At 70.3% G+C, this 24,128-nt stretch carries 12 protein-coding genes; 10 read left to right on the top strand and 2 right to left on the bottom strand.

Annotated features, from left to right (window positions below; all coding sequences use genetic code 11):
- Positions 1 to 8: 8 nt before the first annotated feature.
- The gene (locus Vqi01_RS01115) at positions 9 to 2,048 is read right to left on the bottom strand and encodes a tachylectin-related carbohydrate-binding protein (protein ID WP_204032089.1); all 2,040 of its coding nucleotides are present in this window, start codon (positions 2,046 to 2,048) and stop codon (positions 9 to 11) included.
- A gap of 827 nt (positions 2,049 to 2,875) precedes the next feature.
- On the opposite strand from Vqi01_RS01115, the gene Vqi01_RS01110 reads away from it, so the two are divergent.
- The 10 genes from Vqi01_RS01110 to Vqi01_RS01065 all read left to right on the top strand — a co-directional run bounded on the left by Vqi01_RS01110 (position 2,876) and on the right by Vqi01_RS01065 (position 22,845).
- The gene (locus Vqi01_RS01110) at positions 2,876 to 12,691 is read left to right on the top strand and encodes a LamG-like jellyroll fold domain-containing protein (protein ID WP_239098094.1); all 9,816 of its coding nucleotides are present in this window, start codon (positions 2,876 to 2,878) and stop codon (positions 12,689 to 12,691) included.
- Positions 12,692 to 13,466: 775 nt separating this feature from the next.
- Positions 13,467 to 13,973 carry a hypothetical protein gene (locus tag Vqi01_RS01105; protein ID WP_204032081.1) on the top strand — a complete coding sequence of 169 codons (507 nt, stop codon included), beginning with the start codon at positions 13,467 to 13,469 and terminating at the stop codon, positions 13,971 to 13,973.
- A gap of 73 nt (positions 13,974 to 14,046) precedes the next feature.
- Positions 14,047 to 14,292, top strand: a complete 246-nt coding sequence (locus Vqi01_RS01100; protein ID WP_204032079.1) for a hypothetical protein — start codon at positions 14,047 to 14,049, stop codon at positions 14,290 to 14,292.
- 88 nt (positions 14,293 to 14,380) lie between these two features.
- Entirely contained in the window at positions 14,381 to 14,575 is a 195-nt protein-coding gene (locus Vqi01_RS01095; protein ID WP_204032078.1) for a hypothetical protein, read from the top strand.
- A 252-nt stretch (positions 14,576 to 14,827) separates the two neighbouring features.
- Complete coding sequence (locus Vqi01_RS01090) at positions 14,828 to 15,796, top strand: DUF5715 family protein (RefSeq protein WP_204032076.1); 969 nt, start codon at positions 14,828 to 14,830, stop codon at positions 15,794 to 15,796.
- A gap of 3 nt (positions 15,797 to 15,799) precedes the next feature.
- Positions 15,800 to 17,419 carry an asparagine synthetase B family protein gene (locus Vqi01_RS01085; protein WP_204032074.1) on the top strand — a complete coding sequence of 540 codons (1,620 nt, stop codon included), beginning with the start codon at positions 15,800 to 15,802 and terminating at the stop codon, positions 17,417 to 17,419.
- Positions 17,420 to 17,531: 112 nt separating this feature from the next.
- Positions 17,532 to 18,770, top strand: a complete 1,239-nt coding sequence (locus tag Vqi01_RS01080) for a sensor histidine kinase (RefSeq protein WP_204032072.1) — start codon at positions 17,532 to 17,534, stop codon at positions 18,768 to 18,770.
- Positions 18,767 to 19,450 carry a response regulator gene (locus Vqi01_RS01075; protein WP_204032070.1) on the top strand — a complete coding sequence of 228 codons (684 nt, stop codon included), beginning with the start codon at positions 18,767 to 18,769 and terminating at the stop codon, positions 19,448 to 19,450. Before Vqi01_RS01080 ends, Vqi01_RS01075 begins: the two co-directional genes overlap by 4 nt.
- Positions 19,451 to 19,618: 168 nt before the next feature.
- Complete coding sequence (locus Vqi01_RS01070) at positions 19,619 to 20,374, top strand: ABC transporter ATP-binding protein (RefSeq protein ID WP_372444288.1); 756 nt, start codon at positions 19,619 to 19,621, stop codon at positions 20,372 to 20,374.
- Between the two features lie 2 nt (positions 20,375 to 20,376).
- The gene (locus Vqi01_RS01065) at positions 20,377 to 22,845 is read left to right on the top strand and encodes an ABC transporter permease (protein WP_204032105.1); all 2,469 of its coding nucleotides are present in this window, start codon (positions 20,377 to 20,379) and stop codon (positions 22,843 to 22,845) included.
- Here Vqi01_RS01065 and Vqi01_RS01060 read toward each other — a convergent pair.
- Complete coding sequence (locus tag Vqi01_RS01060) at positions 22,842 to 24,104, bottom strand: nucleotide sugar dehydrogenase (RefSeq protein ID WP_204032067.1); 1,263 nt, start codon at positions 24,102 to 24,104, stop codon at positions 22,842 to 22,844. The genes Vqi01_RS01065 and Vqi01_RS01060 overlap by 4 nt on opposite strands.
- Positions 24,105 to 24,128: the final 24 nt, after the last annotated feature.

The raw sequence follows: 24,128 nt of genomic DNA, 5'->3' as shown, positions 1-24,128 counted from the left end.
CGGTGCGGTCAGCGCTGTGGTGGCGCCGGAATGTCGTGCCGGGTGAACGAGTCGTCAGCGGTGCTCCGGCTGGCCCGGGCGGCCGAGATGTCCATCGTCTCGTCGGCGGCGTAGAGCCGGACACTGGAGTTGACGGTACGGGTGACGAAGCCAATCTGCTGCCCGCCGGAGTTCTGGAAGGTGAGCGCGGTCGGATCGGTGACGTAGGTCTCGCCTGAGGCCACCGGACCCCAGGACGTCCAGGTCGCGGATCCGGGCCCGGTCTGCCGGGACCGGTAGATGACCCCGTCGGTCCCCCGGACGAAGACCCACATCCGACCCGTGGTAGGACTGAGCAAGGCGCTGGGGGAGCCGGCCAGGGTGATCGAGTCGTCGCCCACCGGCGTCCAGCTACGCGGCCACGTGCCGTCGCTGTTCTGCAACTGTGCCCGTACCGAGCCGTCGTCGTGTCGGGCGACCACCATCGTCCGGCGTCCCGGCAGGACGGCGGTGGTCGGCGTGCCGGTGAACCCGGTGCCGCCGAGACCGGTCCACCCGCTGGCCAGCGCGCCGGCCCGCCAGGTGGCGGTGACCACCTCACCGGTCGCTGAGACCGCCGTGATGGTGGCCGAGCCATCGGTCTCCGCCTGCACGACCGGGGTGGTGCCGGCCAGGGCGCTGCCGCCAAGGGACCGCCAGGGCAACGGATAGGTCCCGCTGCTGTCCAGCTGGCGATGCCAGAGGACACCGTTCTCGTCGTACGCGAAGACCACCAGGTTGTTGTCGGACAGGCGCACCACGGCCGGGTCGGACTTCATCGCCCCGGCCAGCCCGAACCAGGGCTCCCAGTCGGGCATGTTCGGGGTTTTCTGGGTCAGCCTCGCGATGTTGCTGGTGGTTTCGTGGGCGAAGAGGTTGACCCGGTTCTGGGAGTCCGCGGCAAGGGCGGGTTTGCCGGTGTACGCCTCGACACCCGGCACCGGCGACCACTGGATCGTCCCCAGGAAGTCCGGGTGGGCGCGACCGTGCCGTAGCTGGCCGATGTTGTCGGCGTAGGCGACCTCCAGGTTGCCCAGCGTTGTGCCGGCGGCCGGTGCCTGAATCACCGCGATCGGAGCGTCCGGCTGGACCGGCGTCGCCGGCCGTGGGGGGCTGCTGATCGCGCTCTGGGTGCAGGTGTTCGTGATCGCGGTGGCAGCCGTGTAATCCCACCCGGTGCCGATCCGGTTGTTGTTCACCTCCCAGTTGTGAATGTCCTCGCGGTAGCGGAACTCGCGGAGGTCACCGTTGCTCTGGATGCCGTACAGGGTGTCGCCGCCGACGGAGAAGAGACCCTTGGCATACCCGGAGAAGCTGCCCGAGACGAGCCGGTCCCGGTCGATCCAGCGTTGGGTGACCGGGTCGAAGCGGTACCGGTAGAGCCGACCGTCGGAGGCTGCCCGGGCGTAGAGCACCCCGGGTGCGGTGGCGACCAGAAGGTTGTACTTGTTCCAGCCGGTGTCGATGGCCCGGGCGGAAATGGTCCACGTTCTCGTCGACTCGGCATAGCGGTACCACCGGAGCACCCCGTTGGAGTCGATGAGGTAGAAGTCACCCAGCTCGTCGACGGTTATCTTGTCCCGGTAGGCGGCGGTGGCGTACGAGGTGAAGCCGGTGCTCATGCGCCAGTTCTCCTGGTCGCCGGTCGCCCAAGCCGAGCCGGTATAACGTTGGCGGTGCAGGCCTTCGGAATTGATGCCGTATGCGCGACCGTTCGGACCGCCCAGAATGCGTCCGTACTGGTGCCAGCCAGGCGAGGGCAGAGGGTTGGTATCGAACATCCAACTGCCGCCGACACGCCCTGGCGTGGTGTACCTGCTCACCGACATGTAGCCGATACCGCGGCTGTTGGTTGAGACATGGAAGAAGGTGCCTGGGCCCGTGCAGGAGAAGGCATCTGCGGCCTGCGCCGGCGATGCGGCGAGTGGCACCGCGAGGCTGCCGGCGACGACCGCCAGCGCCACGGCGCAGTGTTTCGCGATGCGCCGAAAAGAAGCTCCCGGCGAAATCCCAGAGTCTTTTCTGGACATGACGGAAATGATTCCTCCCCCTGGTCAGCTGGCCTCAGCCCGCCGCTGAGTGCCGTGGTTGTCGGAGCCGACGGCCGTCGGCGAAGGGCTCAACGCTGTGATGGCGCCGGAATGTCGTGCCGGGCTGGCCTGGATGCAGCGGGCCGTGAAACGCCTTTCGGCATGCAGTTCACTGCACTGGTGATCACGTTTGAGTACCCCTCCCCAAGGGTTCGAATTGCGCCGCCGCCATTTACCGAGCAAGCGCGATGATGCGCGCTCGGTTCGGTGTGCGGGATCGACCGGCGCCCATCATGCCCGACGTCCGGCGGCCTGCCAAGGGGGTGCCGGCGGAGCCGATCAGGCACAGGATAAAAGGGATGTTGCCCGTGCTTAAAGGGACAGAACCTACGGATTCTAACTACTTTCCGTAGTGTTTCCAGGTGGAAAGCGTGACCGGCCGGTGTGGGCGGTTAGCGGCCTTGACAGGTGCTCCCAGTGTTGGGACCGTACAGCGGCGCATTGATGACGAACAGCGCACGGGGGTGTGGGATCTTGTATCAATCGCGACCTGACGTATTGGTGCTCAGGAGTGGCCACGGGCGGCGATGATCTGCCCGACACGTCTGAATTCGTCTCTTCCGCCGATAATTGACGCCGCCGTCGACCATTGACGTCCGAGGCGTCCGCTTCGCGTTCATCGAGTCTTTCCGCACCGGCACGTTCTGCGGGCACACTCCGCTCGGCCCGACACCGGTCACCTGCCCATTCCTCCCACCACCCCGGGGTTGACGATGTCCTTCGGTCTTCGGCGTACGTTCGATCGGGCTGCACAGCCGAGGCGGCGCGTGCCCCTGCTGCGCACGGTCGCGGTGCGTCCGCTCGTCGCGGCGACCCTGGCCGGCGTGATGGCCCTCAACCTCGGCGGCAGCGGGGTGGAAGGGCTGTCGCCGTTACCCTCCGGGCACCGGGGCGAGGACCGCAAAGCTGTCGCCGCCGGAGCCAGGCCGCAGCAGGACTGGGGGTCGGCCGCCGGACGCACCCGCGCCGTCAAGGGGCCGGTGAACCGGGAACTGCCGAAGACCGAGCGAGGCCACTACCCACTGCACCGCCTGGCGCAGGAGGCCAAGCCGCCCCGCAACGAGGCGAGGGTGGCGAAAGCGCCGACGAGCAGCGCCACGGGGTTCGACCGGAAGACCAGCCGAGAACGGCCGACGGAACGCGGTGCCCATCGGCGGGTCTACGACAACGCCGACGGCAGCCAGACCACCGAGCTCTCCTCCGCGCCGGTCAACTACCGGCGCCCGGACGGCAGTTGGGCTCCCATCGACAGCGGCCTGGTGCGGGCTCCGGACGGATCGGGCTGGCAGAACGCGGCGGACGCGACGCGGGTGTGGCTGGCCGACCGATCCGACGCGGATGAGCTGGTCCGGCTGACGTTCGAGGGTGGGGCCGAGTTCGGGTTCACCCTCGCCGACGCGGCCGGGGTGGCCGGCCGGGCCGCCGAGGACGCGGTGACCTATCCGGGCGTACGGCCCGAGGTGGATCTCCGTCTGGAACCCCGTCCCAGCGGGGTCAAGGAGACCCTGGTGCTGCACTCGGCGGCCGCGCCCACCTCGTACCTCTTTCCGTTGCGGCTGCGAGACCTGACCGCGAAGCTCGTCGACGGCCAGGTGGTGCTGACCGACCGGGCCGGCGTGCAGCGGGCGGTCATTCCGCCCGGCTACATGGTGGACGCCGGTGACGACACCCGTGCCGCGGTCACCTCCACCGGCGTGCACTACGAGCTGGTCGACACCGGCGGCCAGCCGGCGCTGCGTGTGACGATCGACCGGGCCTGGCTAACGGACCCGACTCGCCGCTACCCGGTGGAGGTCGACCCCACGGTTGGCCCGCCGGTGACCGGCATCGGCGCGGGCAGCAGCATGTACGTGCACGGCAGCAGCTCCGCCTCGGGCAGCGAGGCGTTGCTGGTGGGCCGCGCAAAGAACGCCAGCGGCAACGAAGCCAACGCCGCTGCGTACGTCAAGTTCGACACCGCCGGGCTCAGCAACCACACCATCCACGGCGTGGCCCTGTCGGTGGTGAACTACGACGCGGCCTCCTGCAAGCCGCGTCCGGTCACCGTGCACCCGGTCACCGAGGCGTGGAGCGCGGGCGACGGCTACTCGTTCCCCGGACCGTCGGTGGGTGGCTCGCTGGCCAGCCGGTCCTTCGCACACGGCTACATCGCCTTCGGTCAGTCCAAGTCGGCCTGCCCGGCGGCCAGCGAGATGTTCGACCTCGGCGTCGCCGGCCGCAACCTGGTGCAGCGCTGGGTCAACGGCCAGCAGGCCAACAACGGCCTGTCGCTGCGGGCCCCGACGACCGACTCGACGGCGTGGAAGCGGTTCGCCGGCACCGGCACCGCCAACCCGCCCAAGCTCTACGTCACCCACTCGCCGTACAACGCCGGGTACGCGATCCCGAAGCCGACGCCGGAGCCGCCGGTCCTGCGCAACCAGGACGGCAAGGTGAAGGTCACCGTCACCAACCTCGGTGCCGAGAACTGGACCCCGGCGAACTACTACCTCGCCTACCGCGTCTACAACGCGCGCACCGGCGCGGCGGTCACCCAGCAGCGGGCGGCGAACCTGCCGGCCACCCTCGCCCGCGGCGCCAAGGTCACCTTGGACGCCACGGTCAAGCGGCTGGAGCCCGGCGCGTACCTCCTGGACTTCACCATGGTTCGCACCGGCGGCGTGGTGTTCACCGACCACCAGGTGCCACCCGGCCGGATCGTCCTGCAGGTCTTCGACGTGCCGCCGGTGGTGCAGGAGTTGTACCCGAACAACGGGTACCGGGCACCCACCCTGACACCGCTGCTGTGGGCGCGCGCCGTCGACACCGACGCCCCGCCCGGCGCGACGCTGTCGTTCAAGTTCGAAGTCTGCGACCGCACCGACGCCGGCGCCGCCACCAACTGCACCAACTCCGGCTACCTCAACAGGCCCTCCTGGGTGGTTCCCGCCGGGCGCCTGTCCTGGGAGAAGTCCTACCTCTGGCGGGCGTACGTCAAGGACACCGCGAACGAGGTCCGGTCGCCGGACTCGGTGCTGCTCACCTCGGTGCCCCAACCCGACCTGCTGTCGCGCATCGCGGGGGCGCCGCAGGCGGAGCGCGGCCGGGAGTTCGACGCCCAGGTGGGCAACTACACCACCTCGGCCATCGACGCCGCCGTGGTGACGGTGGGACCGGAGTTGAACCTGCTGCGCACCTACAACAGCCTCGACCCGCGTACCTCCGGCGTGTTCGGTGCCGGCTGGTCCAGCCGGTACGACATGAAGCTGACGCCGGACAACGACGGCTCCGGCAACGTGGTGATCCGCTACCCGGACGGGCAGGAGGTGCGGTTCGGCCGCAACCCCGACGGGACGTACGCGGCGCCGTCGGGCCGGGTCGCCCGGCTGACCGTGAGCGGCACCATCTGGCGGCTGCTCGACCGCTCCGGCACGACCTACGAGTTCTCCAACGGCAGGTTCACCCAGATCACCGACAAGCGGGGGCGGTCGGTACGGCTGATCTACGACATCTACACGGGCAAGCTGGCCCGGGCCCAGGTCGCCAACAGCCAGACCAACACCGCCGGTCGGGCCCTGCACTTCACCTGGACCGGCGACCGGATCACCGCCGTGAAGACCGACGCGGTCAACGGCACCCAACTGACCTGGAGCTACACCTACACCGGCGACCTGCTCACCAAGATCTGCTCGCCCACCAACGCCTGCACCAGCTACGAGTACGCCGCCGGCTCGCACTACCGCACCGCCGTGCTCGACGCCCGCCCCGACTCCTACTACCGGCTCGGCGAGACGGAGGGCACCGCGGCGGCCAGCGACGTCGCGATCAACCTCGGCAAGGACGCCGCCACCTACCGGAACGTCACGCTGGGCCAGCCCGGCGTCGTCGAGGGAACCGACAACACGGCGGCAGCCTTCAACGGCACCTCCTCGCATGTGGAACTGCCCAAGGGCCTGGTGAAGAAGAGCCGGGACGCCAGCATCGAACTGTGGTTCAAGATCGGTCTGACCCAGACCGGCGGCCCGCTGATCGGCTACCAGGACAAGGCCGTGGGCACCGCCGCCACCAGCGGCGTCCCGATCCTCTACACCGGCACCGACGGCCGGCTGCGCGGCCAGTTCGCCGGGGGCAGCATCGCGCCCATCACCTCCACCGTCGCCGTCAACGACAACAAGTGGCACCACGTCGTGCTCGCCGCGATGGGCAACACCCAGACCATGTACCTCGACGGCGTCAAGGTCGGCGAGCGGACCGGGCAGACCATCGAGCACTCGCTGCTGACCTTCAACCAGGTCGGTGCCGCCTCGGCGACTTCGCCGACGTCCTGGCCGGGCTGGGGGTCCACCGCGCAGCGGTACTTCGCCGGCGTCATCGACGAGGTCGCGGTCTACTCGCAGCCACTCGGCCCGGAGACCGTGGCCGCCCACTTCCGGTACGCCAAGCCAGCCGCGCAGCAGCTCACGAAAGTCACGCTGCCCAGCGGGCGGGTTGCCAGCGAGACCGTCTACGACACGGCGACCGACCGGGTCAAGGAGTACACCGACGAGGACGGCGGCACCTGGAAGATCGGCCTGCCGACCATCTACGGCGGCGACGACGACCTGCGGCGCAGCATCCAGGTGCTGGACCCGGCCAACCGCCCGCACCTGTACGAGTACGACGCGCTCGCCGGGCGGCTGCTGCGCTCCGGCACCCCACTGGGTCTGGAGACCCGGCCGGAGGACCGGCCGGGGGAGCCGACCACCCCGCCCACCCCGCCGCCGACCGAGACCTGCACGCAGCCGGACCCGAACGATCCCGCGTTCTGCACCATCATCCCCGGCAACTCCGGCGGCCCGGTCTTCGTGCTGCACCCGCTCGACGGGATGGCGATCCGCACCTACTCGTACGACCAGGACGGCTACCAGTCCAAGGTCACCAACGAGAACGGCGACTCGGTGGAGATGACCTACGACAGTCGGGGCCGGATGGCGACCCGCAAGACCTGTCGTACCGCCACCCAGTGCCACACCAGCTACTACACCTACTCGGCCAGCATCACCGACCCGCTCGACCCCCGGGTCGACCTGGCCGTCGAAGTCCGCGACGGCCGGTCGAGCGGCCCCACCGACAACCGGTACCGCACGAGCCACGAGTACGGCATCGACGGGCAACTGACCAGGCAGACCAGCCCGGACGGCAGCCTGGTCCTGCACGCGTACACCATCGGCGGGGAGGCGGCGGTCGGCGGCGGGATCCAGCCCGCCGGCCTGCTGCGCAGCAGCACCGACGGCGAGGGCAAGGTCACCGGCTACGCCTACTACGGCAACGGTGACCTGGCCCGGGTCACCGAGCCCGGTGGCCTGGTCACCGAGTACACCTACGACGCGCTCGGCCGCCGACTCACCGAAAAGGTCGTCTCGGACACCTACCCCGCGGGCGTCACCATCACCTACACCTACGACGAGCACTCCCGGGTGAAGACGGTGACCGGCCCGGTGACCATCGAGGCGATCTCGGGTGCCCGGCATCAGGGGCGGACCACCAACGACTACGACGCCGACGGCAACGTCATCAAGGTCACCGAGTCCGACCTGCTCGGCGACGATCCGGAGCGGGTCACCACCACCGAGTACGACGAGCACAACCGGCCGGTCAAGGTGATCGACGCGGAGGGCAACGAGACCACCTACGGCTACGACCGGTTCGGCAACCGGACGTCGATGGTCGACGCCAATGACAACCGGTACGACTGGGCGTACACCGCGCAGAACAAGATCGCCGAGGTGCGGCTGCGGGACTGGCGCAGCGACCCCGAGGGCGCCCCGGGCACCGGCACCGGCGACTACCTGGTCCTGCACTCCTACTCGTACGACTTCGCCGGCCGATTGGCCAGCGACACCGACGCCATGGGCCGACGCCTGGAGTACACCTACTACCGCGACGATCTCGTGCACAAGATCACGATGAAGGGGTTCCGGAACCCGGACGGCACCAGGCGTGACTACGTCGTCGAGGAGCGGACGTACGACGCCGCCGGCAACCTCACCCACAAGGTCGAGGCCAACGGCACCCGGACCACCCAGTTCACCTACGACGGTGCCGGCAAGCTGCTCACCAGCGTGGAGGACCCGGCCGGGCTGAACCGGACCACCACCATGGCCTACGACGGCAACGGCAACGTCCGTCGAACCACCCGTGCCGGTAAGGCGTCGAACGTGCCGTGGCCTGTCGCGGCTCTCAACGAGACGGTCGACTACACCTACGACAACGACGGCAACCTGCGCACCGAGCGGGTCCTCGCCGGCAGCGAGATTCGCACCACCAGCTACACGTACGACCAGCGTGGTCTGCGGCTCAGCGTCACCGACCCGCGCGGCAACGTCGCCGGCGCCGACCCGGCGGCCTTCACCACCACCTACCGCTACGACGAACTCGGTCGCCAGGTCGGCTCGACCGGCCCGGCCGTCTCGGCGGAGAGCAACGGTGACGCGCCGGCCACGGTCCGGCCCGAGATCGCGATCAGCTACAACGTCTTCGGCGAGCAGGTCGCCGTCCGGGATCCACGGGGGCAGATCTCCCGGACCGAGTACGACAAGCTCGGTCGCCCGGTGCGCGGCGTCGCCCCGTCCTACCTGCCGCCCGGCGTGAGCGAGCTGATCACGCCGGAGACCCGCAGCCGCTACGACGGGCTGGGCAACGTCGTCGAGCAGATCGACGCGAGCGGCACCACCCGGCTCGGCTACGACCAGCTCAACCGCCTGGTCACCCGGGACGAGCCGGCGTCGACCGACGACGACCGGGCGATCATCCGGTACACCTACACCCGTACCGGTGAGGTGCTCTCGGTCACCGACCCGACCGGCGCCGTCATCGAGTCCACCTACGACGACCTGGACCGCGCGGTCACCCAGACCCGCATCGAACGGCATCCGGTGCCGAAGAACCTCGTCACCCGGATGTCCTACGACGACCAGGGCAACCTCACCTCGGTGGTGTCGCCGTCGGGTGCCACGACCGTCAACGCCTACGACACCGTGGGCGACGTCATCCGCAGCACCGCCCCCACCGGCGAGGCGATGGTGTTCGGGTACGACCACGCCGGCCGCCAGGTGCGCGCGTCGGACGGGCTCGGCCGCACGGTTCGCGTCGGGTACGACCTGTTCGGCGACCGCGTCAGCGACGCCAACCTCGACCCCGACGGCACGGTGCTGCGCACCCAGACCTACGGGTACGACGCGGCCGGCAACCTGACCTCGTCGAAGGACCCGTACGACACGGTCACCCGGTACGAGTACGACGCCGCCAGCCGGCTGGTGAAGCAGATCGAGCCGGTGACCGTCGGCAAGTCCATCACCACCAGCTTCGGCTACGACGCGGCCGGCAACCGCACCCGCTACACCGACGGCCGGGGCAACTCCACCATCTACACGTACAACACCCTCGGTCTGCCGGAGTCGGTGATCGAGCCGGCGACCGCCGCGCACCCGGCGGCGGCCGACCGCACCTGGACCGTCGGCTACGACGCCGCGGGTCGCGCGGTGCGGCTCAGTGAACCGGGCGGGGTCAGCCGGCAGCGGACGTACGACGCCGCCGGCCGGCTCATCGAGGAGACGGGTGCGGGTGGGGAGGCCGCCACTGCGGCGCGCAGCCTGCGCTACGACCGGGCCGGCCGACTCATCAGCGTGAATGCCTCGAACGGCACCAACACGTACACCTGGAACGACCGGGGCGGGCTGCTCGCCGCCGCCGGCCCCGGCGGTGCCGCGAGCTTCAGCTACGACGACGACGGCCTCGTCACGCAGCGGACCGACGTGACCGGGACGGCCACCTTCGGGTACGTGAAGGGCCGGCTCGACTCGATCAGCGACTCGATCACCGGTCAGGCGCAGAAGCTGGGCTACGACGCGGCCGGCGAGGTGAAGACCGTCGACTACGGCGGCGGCCGGATCCGTACCTTCGGCTACGACGACTTCGGCCGGCTCACCAGCGACACCCTGCGCAACAACGCCGGGTCGACGGTCGCCCAGATCACCTACGGCTTCGACCTGAACGGTCACCTGACCAGCAAGAACACCATGGGGACGGTCGGCGCCGGCAACAACTCCTACGAGTACGACAAGGCGGGGCGGCTCACCGCGTGGACCGGCCCGACCGGCCGCGTCGAGTACGAGTGGGACGACAGCGGCAACCGGATCCGCGCCGGCTCGAAGACCGCCACCTTCGACGAGCGCAACCGGCTGCTGGCCGACGGAGATTACACGTACGCCTACACCGCCCGCGGCACGCTGCGCAGCCGTACCAGCTCCGGCCTGGTCGAGGAGTACTCCTTCGACGCCTTCGACCGGCTGATCGCCGCCGAGGACCAGAGCTACGCCTACGACGGCCTGAACCGGGTGGTGTCCCGCAACGGGATGGCCTTCACCTACGCCGGCCTCGGCGACGAGGTGGTCGCTGACGGGGTGGAACACTTCGCCCGAGGGCCGGCCGGCGAACTGCTTGCCACCAGCCGGGGCGGCACCGAGCGACTGTCGCTGACCGACGCGCACGGCGACGTGGTGGCCGCCTTCGATCCGGCCAACACCAGCCTGACCGCGCTGAACGACTCCACCGCCTACGACCCGTTCGGCAAGAAGATCGGCGGCGCCGGGAACACCGGCAACCTGGGCTTCCAGGGCGACTGGACGGATCCGGACACCGGCCAGGTCGACATGGGCGCGCGCTGGTACAACCCCGGCACCGGCACCTTCACCTCCCGGGACAGCGTCACCTACACCGGGGGCGAGTCGATCCTCGCCAACCGGTACACCTACGGTGCCGGCGCCCCGCTCGACTTCGACGACCCCGACGGCCACTGGCCGAAGTGGGCAAGGAGCGCCGGCCGGTGGGTCGCCGACAAGTGGGACCAGGGCACCCGGTACGTCAGCCACCAGTTGAACCGCGGCGCACAGTGGCTCGGCCAGCAATGGAACTCCCTCAAAAGCGGGGCGAGTCGCGCGTGGAACAGCCTGGCGAACCTGGGCAAACGCCTGTGGGACACCGGGATGTCTGCGGTCGACAAGGCGAAGAACTGGGCCGGCCAGCAGATCGACCGGGTCAAGAACAAGGTGATGGAGGGCTACCAGGCGTACCGGGACGGCAGACTCGGGGACTGGGCGAAACAACAGGCCCGCGCCGTAGCCCACCAGATCAAGGTCAAGGTCACTCAGGCCGCGAAGGCGGCGCAGAAGAAGCTTGTCCAGTTCACCAAGCTGCCGGTGGTCAAGGCGCTGACGAAACCGCTGATGGCGGCGGCCAAGGTGGTCTCGGCCGGGGTCAAGGTGGCGGCGAGCGTCGTCGCGGTCACCGCGCAGGCGATCAAGGATCCGGACAAGTTCCGGCAGAACCTCATGCTCGCGGCGGCGGAGAAACTCGCCCCGCTGGTCGAGGGTGCCAGCGAGATGTGGGACAAGGCGACCCAGTTCGTCGAGGACCACGCCGCCGAGATCGCCGGCTTCGCGGTCGGCGCCGTCGTCGGCCTCGGCTGCGGCGCGGCGGTCGGCTGGACCGGCGTCGGCGCGGTGGGCTGCGGCGCCCTGGCCGGCGCGGTCGGCTCGGCGGTCACCGGCTACATGAACGGCAAGCGGGGACTGGACCTACTCGGCACCACCGCGATCGGCGGCCTGACCGGCGCCCTCGGCGGCGCCCTGGGCTCCATCGCGGGCCAGGCGCTCGGCGCGGGTGTGCGGGCGCTGGGCGGTGGCCTGCGGGCCGCCGGCGGCAAGGCTGTCAGCGCCGGCATGGGCGAGGCGCGCAGCATCGGTCGTGGCCTGCTCGGTAAGGGCTGCGGCAGCAACAGCTTCACCCCGGAGACCCGGGTGCTGATGGCCAACGGCAGCCGCAAGCGCATCGACGAGGTCAAGGTCGGCGACAAGGTGATCGCCACCGATCCGACCACTGGCAAGACCGCGGTCCGAGCGGTCACGGCCCTGATCGTCGGCTCGGGCAACAAGAATCTGATCGAGATCACCGTCGACACCGACGGCGACAAGGGCGACCGGACCGGCCAGCTCACGGCCACCGACAAGCACCCGTTCTGGGTGGCGAGCGAGGGCCGCTGGGTCGACGCGAAGGACCTGCGGCCCGGGTACGTCTTCGAGACCGCCGACCACCGCCCCGCCTCGGTGGTGGCCGTCCGGAAGTGGACCGAGCAACAGCAGGTCCACAACCTCACCGTCGACGAGCTCCACACGTACTATGTGGTAGCCGGCAACACGCCGGTCCTCGTACACAACTGCGGTGGTGCCATTGGCTTCGCAGATGATGCGGTCGGTTCTGCCTTCGAGAACATGCGCGGTGGGGGTGGCCATGCAATGCGTCACCTGATCGATGAAGGAATAATTCCGAATAAGGGCAGCGTCGCGAGTAAGGCTGCAATCTTCCAGGAGAAGCTGTCCCCAGTGTTGACGAGCCCGAGCAAGACCTTCGATTGGAAGATCGGTGGAACTCGCTCTCGGGCTTTTGCCGGGGAAGTTGATGGTCGCACCGTCGTCGCGTTCGTGGCGAAGGAGGGCCCCTATCAGGGCAACGTGTTGTCCGCGTTGGTGCCGAGCCCGGAGAACATGGTTAAGTGGGGCCTAGGGTGAGTCGGGTATTGGATGCGATTTGTTGGGACGGAACCGCTCCGGTAGTCAGCCTTTTCGTCATTCCCGCAGTCCAGGAGGCTCCCGACTTCGCAATGGCATGGGGGGATGATGTTCCAAGGCGGACCAAGACTTACTGCCTGGAGGATGACCGTCCTGAACCTAACTTGCCGCCGGTCTGTGAGTATGATTTCGAGTTCGAGACCATGCCTGTGGGTCTCCAGCAACACTTGGAGTCCTGTTTGCGTATGGCATGCGAGCGTGCTGGCTCGGTGGCTTGGTTTGCGTTCGAAGGCTCGTTCCACTTCGACCACATTCTGACCGAAAGCGTCGCTGACCAGATATACGGCATCTGCGCCACTGGTGACTCACCTCTCGTGGTACTCGACGACGAACCGGATGCGCGGGCAGCCCTAAGTGAGCGGATGTGCACCTACCGAATGCGCCTCGGGCTCGCTGATTAATGGACCCACCGATGGTCGTTCGTGCGGCCACGGCGCTACTCAACGTAGGGAGGTGACGAGATTCCTACCCGTGCAGCTTCCCGGCGTCTGTGAATGGTTCGAGGGCGGACGATTTTTTGGCCGGAGAATTGAAGTAACCATGGCAAGCGAAGCTCAATCCAACATGCTTGGTTTGCTGCCGCCTGACCTGGCTGGACTTGCTGTGGATCTCAGTACAGTCGCTGGATCCAAGGAGCACTGCTTTCCCATCGCTGCGGCCCCTGCCGTTGGTCACAGTCAGGTGGTGATCGCCAGAGAGTTGGACGGAGGCGCTGATGGTGAAATCAACTCACTTCGCCGACGTGCTGCGCTTCAGGCCGCGTGAGGAGTACCTCCGGATGCCGATGCCATCAGAGCGGGACGAGCGGATCACCGGACTCGTCGAGGCGCTGCGTGACCGCTTGGCGGTCGAGGCGGCTGCACGATCACTGGCGGCCATGGAGGAAACGGTTCTGAGTCCGTACGTGCAACGTGCCGCCGCGCTTGCCGTAAGACTGGACGCGCCACGGTATTTGAGGGCCGGGATCCGCGCCGCGGTCCTGATGGCAGCCAATGAAGACGCTCGTGATGTGGTCATCGTTCTCGCGCTGCTGTGGCGCAGCGCGGAGTTGCTGAAACTGGAACCCGGTGCGGAGTTCAACGCTGTCGCGAGCGTCTTCGGACGGTACGGGGAACCGCTGATTGCCTTCGCCGCCCGGCCGGCGGATGGCCGTACCTTGTCGGCGATGGGTTATGTGGAGGTCGGCGAGGGGTCTCAGTTTCGCTACGAGTGCCGATGGTGATCCGGCCTCGACATTCGGGATCACCAGCCGCGCAAAAATCTGAGGGAGGGATTTGACATGCTCGCATTACGATGTGGCCGATTGGCTCATCGACACCCGTAGCGGCATCGGCACCAGCACCGGGCCGATCGGCGCCAGCGGCGGCACCCGTACCGTCACGCTGACCGGGGGGATCGCCCCGGCCGGCGCGACGGCGGCGATGATCGACCTGGCGGTGACGGGTGCGACCACGATGAGTCACGTGACCGTCGCGCCGGCGAACCAGGCCAGCGCCGTGACACCCTGGACTACCAGGTCGGTACGACGTCGATGGGAATGAGCGTGAAGCTGCCCGCCGACGGCCGGGTGCGAGCAGCAATGGCTTCCTGACGGTCTGGCCGCACGGGGCGAGCACGAGCAGCGCCTCGGTGACGAACTACAGCACCGGCCAGGTCGCCCGGAGCAGCCTCGCCATCACCAAGGTCCGCACCGAGGGCAAGATCCGGATCCGGAACAACAGTGGACCCCGGCTAGGACCCCGACACCCCGGTGGGGGCGCACCCGCCCCACCACGTCCCACCCTGCCCACCACCCCGGCGATCTTGCACTTTTCGTCGCCGTAAAAGCCCTGAAGTAGGGCATACAGGCGACCGAAAGTGCAAGATCGCCGGGGGCCGGGGGCCGGGGGCCGGGGGCCGGGGGCCGGGGGCCGGGGGCCGGGGGCCGGGGGCCGGGGGCCGGGGGCCGGGGAGCGCCGTTCTGACCTCTTGCGGGGAAGACAGGAAGATTGTTCGGACTTCTCCCGGTCCGCGTGATTACGGTGTCACAGAGGGTGACGTACGCCGTGATGTCGCGACGGGAGAGAGGACCCGACCATGCGTGTGCCCAGTCGAAGCCCGAGGTCCCAGCCGGGCCCTGTCGTCCCGCACGCTGCACCGGCCCGCCGCCGCGCCCCGTCCCGGCCGCCTCACCTGGCGCCCGCCGTCGAACCGGACCTGGACGCCTACCGCGACGCCGTGGCCGACCTGCTGGTCGAGGTGGGCGCGTTCGCCGGGACGGGCAGTGCCAGGGCCCGCCAGGTGCTGATCGACCAGCGGCTGCGGGAACCGGCGATCGCCGCGGTGCTCGACGCCACCGCGCAGGGGCTGGTCGGCGCCCGGGAGACCCTGCTGCTGGAGATGGCCCGGTACCGGCCCAACGCCCGCAGTTCGGCCAGCGACCTGACCGCGCTCGTCCGCATCTACCTGCTGTCGCGTATCGACGTGATGTGGTGGCGGGACGCGGCCACGTTCCGCACCGACGCCGACGTGCACCACAGCCCGGAACTGGTCGACCTGGAGTGGCTGCGACGCCGGAGACTGCTGCGCTTCCGCTACACCGAGCAGCCCCGCACGATCGTCGGCCGGGGCGTACGCGCGCTGCGCCGCCGGGTGCTGCCGGACGCCACGCCGCGCACCGCCGGCCTGCTCTTCCGTCGGGCCCGCCGGGAGGTGGTCGCCCTGCTCAACGACGTCAGCCGCGAGTTCGCCGCCGCCGCACCGGCGGGCACGCCGCCACTCTGGGTCACCAGTTTGGTCCGCAGTGCCGAGCACCAGTACCGGTTGCGGCGCCTCGGGTACGCGGCGATGGTGCCGAGCGGCCACTGCCTGGGTTGGGCGGTGGACGTGGAAATGGCCTGGTATCGCCGCTTCGGCGCCCGGGACGTCCTGGCCGAGCTGCTGCTGAAGCGGCAGCGGGCCGGTGAGCTCAACGTGATCGACGAGGGCCAGGCCTGGCACGTCTGTCTCGCCCCGGCCGCGACCCTGCGGCTGCGTCGGGCGTACGAAGCCGAGATGGGGAGCTGAACGATGTGCGGGATCGTGCTCAGCCTCGGTCCGGAGGCCGACCCGGCGATCTTCCGGCGGATGCTCGGCACGCTCGCCCCGCGCGGCGAGGTCACCGAGACGCGGTGCGAGACGGGCCTGCTCGCCGGCACCCGGCGGCTGCCGGTGGTGGACCGGGAACGGGCGGTACAGCCCTGGCTCTCGGCCGACGAACGCTGGCTGCTCTGCTACAACGGCGAGGTTTTCAACCATCACGAGTTGCGCGCGGAGCTGAGCGACCTGGGCCACCGCTTCCGCAGCGCCAGTGACACCGAGGTGGTGCTCGCCGCATTCGCCGAGTGGGGCGAGCGGATGGTGAACCGGCTGCGTGGCGAGTACGCCTTCGCCATCGTGGAACGGGCCACCCGCCGGGTGTACCTGGTGCGGGATCCGCTCGGGGTCAAGCCGCTGTACTGGTCGCGAACCCCGGGATGCCTGCATCTGGCCAGCGAGGTCAAGGCGTTGGTCGGGGTCAGAGCGCCGGTGGTCGAGGTGCCTCCAGGACATCACGGCTGGGCCGACGAGGACGGGCAGGTCCAGTTGCGCCCGTACGTGGACCTGCTCTCCCTTGGCGCGTCGGCGCCGATGGTGGAGGATCCGGACGAGGCCGCCCTGCTCGTCCGTACCACCCTCACCGACAGCATCCGGGTGCGGCTGGACACCGACCTCACCGTGGGCGTGGTGCTCTCCGGCGGGCTGGACAGCTCGCTGGCGCTGCTGCACGCGGCCCAGCTGCACCCGGACTGCGTCGCGGTCACGGTCGGGGTGGCGGAAAGCCCCGACGTGGCGTACGCCCGGCGGCTGACGCGGGAACTCGGCGTGCCGCACGAGGTGATCGAGCTGCGACCGCGCGACATCCGGCTGGCCGACGTCCGGGAGGCGATCCGGATCTCCGAGCTGACCGAGTACGGCGACATCATCAACGCGGTGGTGTCGGTGCCGATCTTTCGCCGGCTGGGGGAGCTCGGTGTCAAGGTCGCGCTCACCGGCGACGGCTCGGACGAGCTGTTCGGCGGCTACCCGATGTACCACGAGGTCGGGCCCGAGGCGTCCCGCCGGCTGTTCCTGCACAAGATCCGAAACCTCTGCCGTACGGAGTTGCAGCGGGTCGACCGGACCAGCATGGCCTTCGGTGTGGAGACTCGGGTGCCCTTCCTGGACCTGGCCCTGGTCGAGCTGGCGATGCGGCTGCCGATCGAGCTGAAGATGCGCGACGGCCAGGAGAAGTGGATCGTCCGCCGCGCCTTCGCCGACCTGCTGCCCGACTACGTCCGGCGTCGGGCGAAGAATCCGATGTCGTACTCCTCGGGGCTGCACGAGCGGGCCCGGCTGTACAAGCCGTTCTTCGCCCGGATGCACCGTTCGTTCGGCTACCACCTGCTGGAGCCGGTGCGCCGCGACTTCGACAGCGTGCTGATGCGCTGCGACAACGACCTGGATGCCGCGATCGCCGCCGGCCGGGCCCGGGGGGACTACACGGTGCTGGAGCATGCCCGTGACCTGGTGGGCGCGGCCCGGTGGAACGCCGTCCCGATGGTGCGTCGGCTGATCTCGCCGCGCCGCACGCGGGGCGACGAGGCCCCGTTCCCCGCCCCGCCGCGTTGATCAACGTGGTACTCGTTGCATGTCATCGTCCAGCCCGCTGTGTTAATAAGGGGCCCTTGCTATACAACAGGCGTTAACAGGGGACCCCTCCTTACACCTAGCCTGGGTGGCGATGAGAGGGAGACTTTCGCGGCGGCCGCTGCACAGCGTCGTGTTCGACGTCGCCGTCAGCGGCATGGTGGTGCTGTTCGGCCTGGCGTCGGCGGTTGCCGCGCCGGGCGGCTGGTGGTCCAGCGCCATGGGTGTGGCGATGGCGCTGGCCCTGCTGTTCCGCCGGTCCCGGCCGGTGGCGGTGACGGCCGTCGTGGGGGTGCTCGCGTTCGTCCAGGTCCTCCTCGGGTGGGGGCCGTTGGCGTACGACGTGGCGGTGCTGATCGCCCTCTACGGCGTGGTCAAGTACGCCGACCGACTGCTCGCCGGGGTGCTCGCCGGGATTCTCGCCGCGATCGGGGTGGTGCTCGCCGCGCTGCAGAGCCCTGCGCAGGGCCCCTGGTACCACACCGCCATCTACTACGGTCTGGTCACCGGGGCGGTCTGGCTGGCGGCGTTGAACGTGCGCACCCGCCGGCTGTACGTGCTCAGCCTGGAGGAGCGGGCGGCGACCCTGGAACGGGAACGCGAGGCCGAGGCGCGGGCGGCGGTGGCCGAGGAGCGCACCCGGATCGCCCGGGAACTGCACGACGTGGTGGCACACAGCATGGCCGTCATGATCGTCCAGGCGGACGGGGCCCGCTACATGATCGACAAGAGTCCGGAGACGGCCCGCAACGCGGTCAGAGTCGTGGCGGACACCGGCCGGCAGGCCCTGGCGGACATGCGCCGGCTGGTGGGCGTGCTGCGCGAGCCGGGCCCGCCGGAGCCGGAGAGCGAGCCGCGCACGCCCGACCCGGCTGGGGCACCGGTGGGACCGGCTCCCGAACCCTCCCACCGGCGTCCCACCGTGGCCGAACTGCCCGCCCTGCTGGACCGTTTTCGCGACGCCGGGCTGCAGGTCGGCTACACGATGAGCGGCAGCACGGTCCCGCTGCCCACGGCCTTGGAACTGACCGTCTACCGGCTCGTGCAGGAGGCGCTGACCAACGCGCTCAAGCACGCCGGAGTGGGCGCCGGCGTGGAGGTGACCCTGACGCACGGCGCCGACGCCGTCGAGCTGCGGGTGGTCGACGACGGCCGGGGCGGCGGGCCGGTCGCCGCGGCGCCGCCCGGCGGTCACGGCCTGGTCGGCATGCGGGAACGGGTGTCGGTGTACGGCGGCAGCCTCACCGCCGGTCCCCGCCTGGCCGGCGGCTGGCAGGTGCACGCGCGGCTACCGTTACCGTCGCTTCCCGAGACGGAGGTGATCGCGGCATGACGGTGCGCGTGGCGATCGTGGACGACCAGGCACTGGTCCGCGCCGGCTTCCGGATGGTGCTGGACTCCCAGCCCGACCTCGAGGTGGTCGGCGAGGCGATCGACGGCGCGGACGCGCTGCGGCTGCTCGACCGGGTCGAGGTCGACGTGGTGGTGATGGACATCCGGATGCCGACCATGGACGGGGTGGAGGCGACCCGGCGACTCTGCGCCGACCGGCCGGTCGGGCCGCCGAGGGTGTTGATGCTGACCACTTTCGACACCGAGGCCGACGCGTTCGCCGCGTTGCGCGCCGGGGCGAGCGGTTTCCTGCTCAAGAACGTCCCGCCGGAGGAACTGCTCGCCGCGATCCGGGTCGTCGCCCAGGGCGACTCGGTGGTGGCCCCGTCGATCACCCGGCGGCTGCTCGACCGGTTCGCCGGCCAGCTCGGCACCGGGCCCGCAGAGGACCCCCGGCTGGCTCAGCTCACCGAACGGGAACGGGAGATCCTGCTGCTGGTCGCCGAGGGCCTGTCCAACAGCGAGATCGCCGGCCGGGTGCACGTCGCCGAGGCGACGGTGAAGACGCACGTCGGCCGGATCCTGGCCAAGCTGCACCTGCGCGACCGGGTGCAGGCGGTGGTGCTGGCGTACGAGAGTGGCCTGGTCACGCCCGGCGTCCAGGTCCGGCGTACGACCTGAGGCGTACGGGTGCGACCGGCGCGGACGACCTGAGGCGGACGAAGGTCGAGCGCGTGGGTTGATCTCGACGGGCTGTGGTCTCCATAGCGTCGGAAGGGTCCGAGAAACCCACCTGTCGTACGGGAGCAGCACGTGTCCCACGCACCACCCGCCCACGTCACCGCCGGCATCGCCATCACCACCCGGGGTCTGCGCAAGCAGTACGGCAGCGGCCCGGCCGCTGTCGTCGCCCTCGATGGAGTCGACGTCGATTTCGCCGCGGGCCGGTTCACCGCCATCATGGGCCCGTCGGGCTCCGGCAAGTCGACGCTGATGCACTGCCTGGCCGGCCTGGACCGGCCCACCGCCGGCACCGTTCGGCTGGGCGATGCCGAGCTGGGCCGTCTGGACGACCGACGGCTCACCATGCTGCGTCGCGACCGGATCGGCTTCGTGTTCCAGAGGTTCAACCTGCTGCCCACGCTCAGCGCCGAGGAGAACATCGTGCTGCCGCTGGCCATCGCCGGCCGGCAGCCCGATCCGGCCTGGCTGCGCCAGGTGGTCGTCGCGGTCGGGCTCGGCGACCGGTTGCGGCACCGCCCGGCCGAACTCTCCGGCGGCCAGCAGCAGCGGGTCGCCGTGGCCCGGGCCCTGATCACCAAGCCGTGGGTGATCTTCGCGGACGAGCCGACCGGCAACCTGGACTCCCGCGCCAGCGGGGATCTGCTCCGGCTGCTGCGCGAGGCGGTCGACACCCTCGGGCAGACGGTGGTGATGGTGACCCACGATCCGGTCGCCGCCGCCCGCGCCGACCGGGTGGTCTTCCTCGCCGACGGCCGGCTGGTCCGGGACCTGGCCGAGCCGACCGCCGAGCGGGTCCTCGACGTGCTCGGCCACCTGGACGCGACGGCCGGACCGATCGCCACGCCGGTGCGGGGGCGGTGAACATGCTCCGGATGACCCTGCGTTCGGTGCGCGCCGAGGCGCTGCGCATGCTGATGTCCGCCCTGGCCGTCGTGCTCGGGGTGGCCTTCATCGCCGGCACGCTGATCTTCGTTGACGGGATGCGGGCCGGCACGTACGACCGGGCAGCCGCCTTCGACCGGCACACCGACGTCGGTGTCTACGCCAGCCGGGCACCGCTTCCGGCGTCACTGGTCGAGCGGGTGCGCACGGTCGACGGGGTACGCGCCGCCGAGGGCGAGCTGACCGCCACGGCCGGAGTGGTCGGTTCGGACGGCCGACCGGTGCTCGGCTTCGGGGTCCTCGCCGCCGTGCCCACCGACCCCGCCCTCCAGTCGTACGACCTGGTGGCCGGGCGGCTGCCCGCCCGTCCCGGAGAGGTGGTGCTCGACGAGCGGACCGTTGCCGAGGAGGGCTTCGAGTTGGGCGCCCCGGTCCGCGTCGGCGGTGCCAGTGGCGCGGCCCGACCGTACACGCTGGTGGGCGCGGTGGATGTCGCCAACACCGCGCGGGACATCGGGGGGCCGTTCGTCGGCCTGGTCGGCGCTGACGCGCTCGCGGTCTCCGGCGACGAGGGCTTCGGCCGGATCATGGTGGCCGCCGACCCGGGGGTCTCCGACCAGGTGCTCGCCGAACGGATCGCCACGGCTGTCGGGCCGGGACCGACCGTACGCACCCGGCAGGCGATCCTCGACAAGGCCGTCGCCGACGCGGTGCGCGATCTCAACCAGTTCAACGTGGTGCTGCTCACCTTCGCCGGGGTGGCGGTGGTGGTGGCCGCGTTCGTCATCGCCAACACGTTCACGATCGTGCTCGCCCAGCGTTCCCGGCGTACCGCGCTGCTGCGCCTGGTCGGCGCCACCCGGGGGCAGGTGTTCCGGGCGACCCTGCTGGAGTCGGGGCTGGTCGGCCTGGCCGCCTCGGTGCTCGGTGTGGCGGTCGGGGTCGGGCTGGCGGCCGGGATGACCGCGCTGATGGCGCGGCTGACCGTCCCGCTGCACGGCGACCTGACCATCACCGCCGGCACGGTGGTGGGCTGCCTCGTCGCCGGCACCGCGCTCACCGTCGGCGCGGCCCTCGTGCCGGCCTGGCACGGCACCCGGGTGGCGCCGGTGGCGGCGCTGACCGACGCGGCCGTGCAGGTCACCCGTCCCGCCGGACGGGCACGTCTGGCCCTCGGGGCGGTGATTCTCGCCCTCGGCGTCGCGGCCCTGGTCGGCGCGGCCTCCGCCGGTCACTTCGTGCTGGTCGCCCTCGGCGGGGTGCTGAGCTTCCTCGGCATCGTTCTGTTCGGCCCGGTCCTGGTGCCGGCGCTGGTCCGGGTGTTCGGCGCCCCCGCCCGACGGCTCCTCGGGGTCACCGCCGCGCTCGCCGTGGCCAACGCGATCCGCAATCCACGGCGGGTGGCCGCGACCGCCACCGCCCTGGTGATCGGCATAAGTCTGGTCGCGTCCTTCGTGGTCGGTGCGCGCAGCACCAAGGTCGCCATCGAGCGCGCCGTGGACGCCCAGGTGGGCGTGGACTTCGTGGTGACCGGGATCGGCATCGACCTGCCCGCCGGGGTGGTCGACGCGCTCGCCGCCCGGCCCGAGTTGGGTGTGGTGCACGAGCCGCGTACGCACATCGTCGACGATCTCGAGTTCCGCGCCAGCGACCCGGCGCTGGTCGGCCAGCGGCTCGACAGCGTGGCCGGCCGGGTCGACCGGCTCGGGCCGGGCCGGGTGCTGGTGCACCGGGAGTTGGCGACGCGGCGGGGCTGGTCGGTCGGCGACACCGTCACCCTGCGCGGACAGCCGTTCGAGGTGGCGGCCGTGGTGACCGGGGCCGGCCGGGAGCAGTCGTTGGGGCCACCCGGCCAGGTGGTCGATCTGGTCGCCGCCGACTTCACCCGTCTCTTTCCCGACGTGCGGGGCTACCTGGCCGAGGTCGACCCGGCCGCGGGGGTGCCGGCCGCGTCGGCCCGGACCGCGATCGAGGAGGTGCTGGCCGACTACCCGACGGTCAACCTGTTGGACCAGGCGGCGTACAAGCGGACGCTCACCGGGACCGTGGACATGCTGCTGGCCTTCGTGATCGCGCTGCTCGGCCTGGCCGTGGTGATCGCGCTGGTCGGCGTGGCGAACACGCTGAGTCTGTCGGTGATGGAGCGGACCCGGGAGAACGCGGTGCTGCGGGCCGTCGGACTGACCGGAGGACGGATGCGAGCGATGCTGGCCGCCGAGGCGGTGCTCACCGCGCTGGTCGGGGCGGTGCTCGGGGTGGCCCTGGGTACCGGGGTCGCCGCCGGGGCGATGGCCCTGGTCGCCCGCATCGGCGGCGAGTTCACCCTGGTCGTGCCGTGGGGACAGCTCGGCGGCATCCTCACCGTGGCGGTGCTGGCGGCACTGGCGGCGTCGGTGCTGCCGGCCCGACGGGCGCTGGCCGTGCCGGTGGTGGAGGCGCTCGCGGACTAGAGGCGTTCGACGGTGGGGCCGGTGCAGCGGTTGCGGGTGTCGAAGACGTAGCGCGCGTGCCGGCCCACCAGGTCGTAGTCGAAGACATCGTGGTCGGTGATCACCACCACGGCGTCTGCCGCGCGTACCTCCGGCTCGGTCAGGTCGACCGTCAGCACCCCGTCGGGGAGGTGGTGCGGCTCGGCGTACGGCTCCACCGCGCGGACCTCGCCGCCCAACTCCCGCAACCGGCGGGCCACCTCCACGGCGGGCGAGTCGCGCATGTCGGCGGTGTTGCGCTTGTACGTCAGGCCGAGCAGCAGCAGCCGGGCACCGCTGACCGACCGGCCGGACCGGTTCAGCCCCGCCATCACCCGCTGTGCCACGTGCTCGGGCATCTCGTGATTGACGTCGTTGGCCAGTTCGATGAACCGGAACTGCCGGCCGAGGCGGCGCTTCACCTGCCAGGACAGGTAGCAGGGGTCGATCGGCAGGCAGTGGCCGCCGACCCCTGGGCCGGGCCGGAACGGCATGAAACCGAACGGCTTCGTCTCGGCCGCCTCGATCGCCTGCCAGACGTCGATGTCCAACTGATGCGAGAGCATGGTCAGCTCGTTGACCAGAGCGATGTTGACCTGGCGGAAAGTGTTCTCGATGAGCTTCGTCAACTCGGCCACCCGGGTGGAGTCCACCGGGACGGTCCGCTGCACCAGCCGACGGTAGAAGCCGTCGACCCGGGCCAGGGAGGCAGCGTCCACTCCGGAGACAACCTTCGGGGTGTTCTCCAGCCGCCAGGTCGGGTTGCCGGGGTCGATCCGCTCGGGGCTGTAGCCGAGGTGGAAATCGCCGGGGCTGTGCAGTCCGCTGGCCGACTCCAGCAGCGGCCGCAGCAACTCCTCCGTGGTGCCCGGGTAGGTGGTCGACTCCAGGATCACCGTGCAGCCCGGCCGCAGATACGGCCCGATGCCGGTGCCCGCCTGCTCGACGAAGCTGAGGTCCGGCGTGCCGTCCCGCAGCGGCGTGGGCACGGTGATCACGCAGATGTCGAAGAACTCGGCATCCGCGTACTCGCTGCTCGGGCGGTAGCGACCACTGCCCAACGCCCGGCCGAGCCGATCGGCGGGTATGTCCGCCACGAACGACTCGCCCGAGGCGAGCCGCTTGACCCGGTCGGCGTCGACATCGAGGCCGACCACGTCCAAGCCGGCTTCGGCGGCCCGTATCGCCAGCGGTAGGCCGACGTAACCCTGGCCGATGACGACCAATTTCTCCACACTCACCCGGGACTCCCGAACAGTTGGCGA

It is taken from the genome of Micromonospora qiuiae, from assembly GCF_016863555.1.
GTDB classification, from domain to species: Bacteria; Actinomycetota; Actinomycetes; order Mycobacteriales; family Micromonosporaceae; genus Micromonospora; species Micromonospora qiuiae.
Note: the sequence above shows the minus strand (reverse complement) of the source record. Positions and strands in the feature narration are given on the sequence as shown.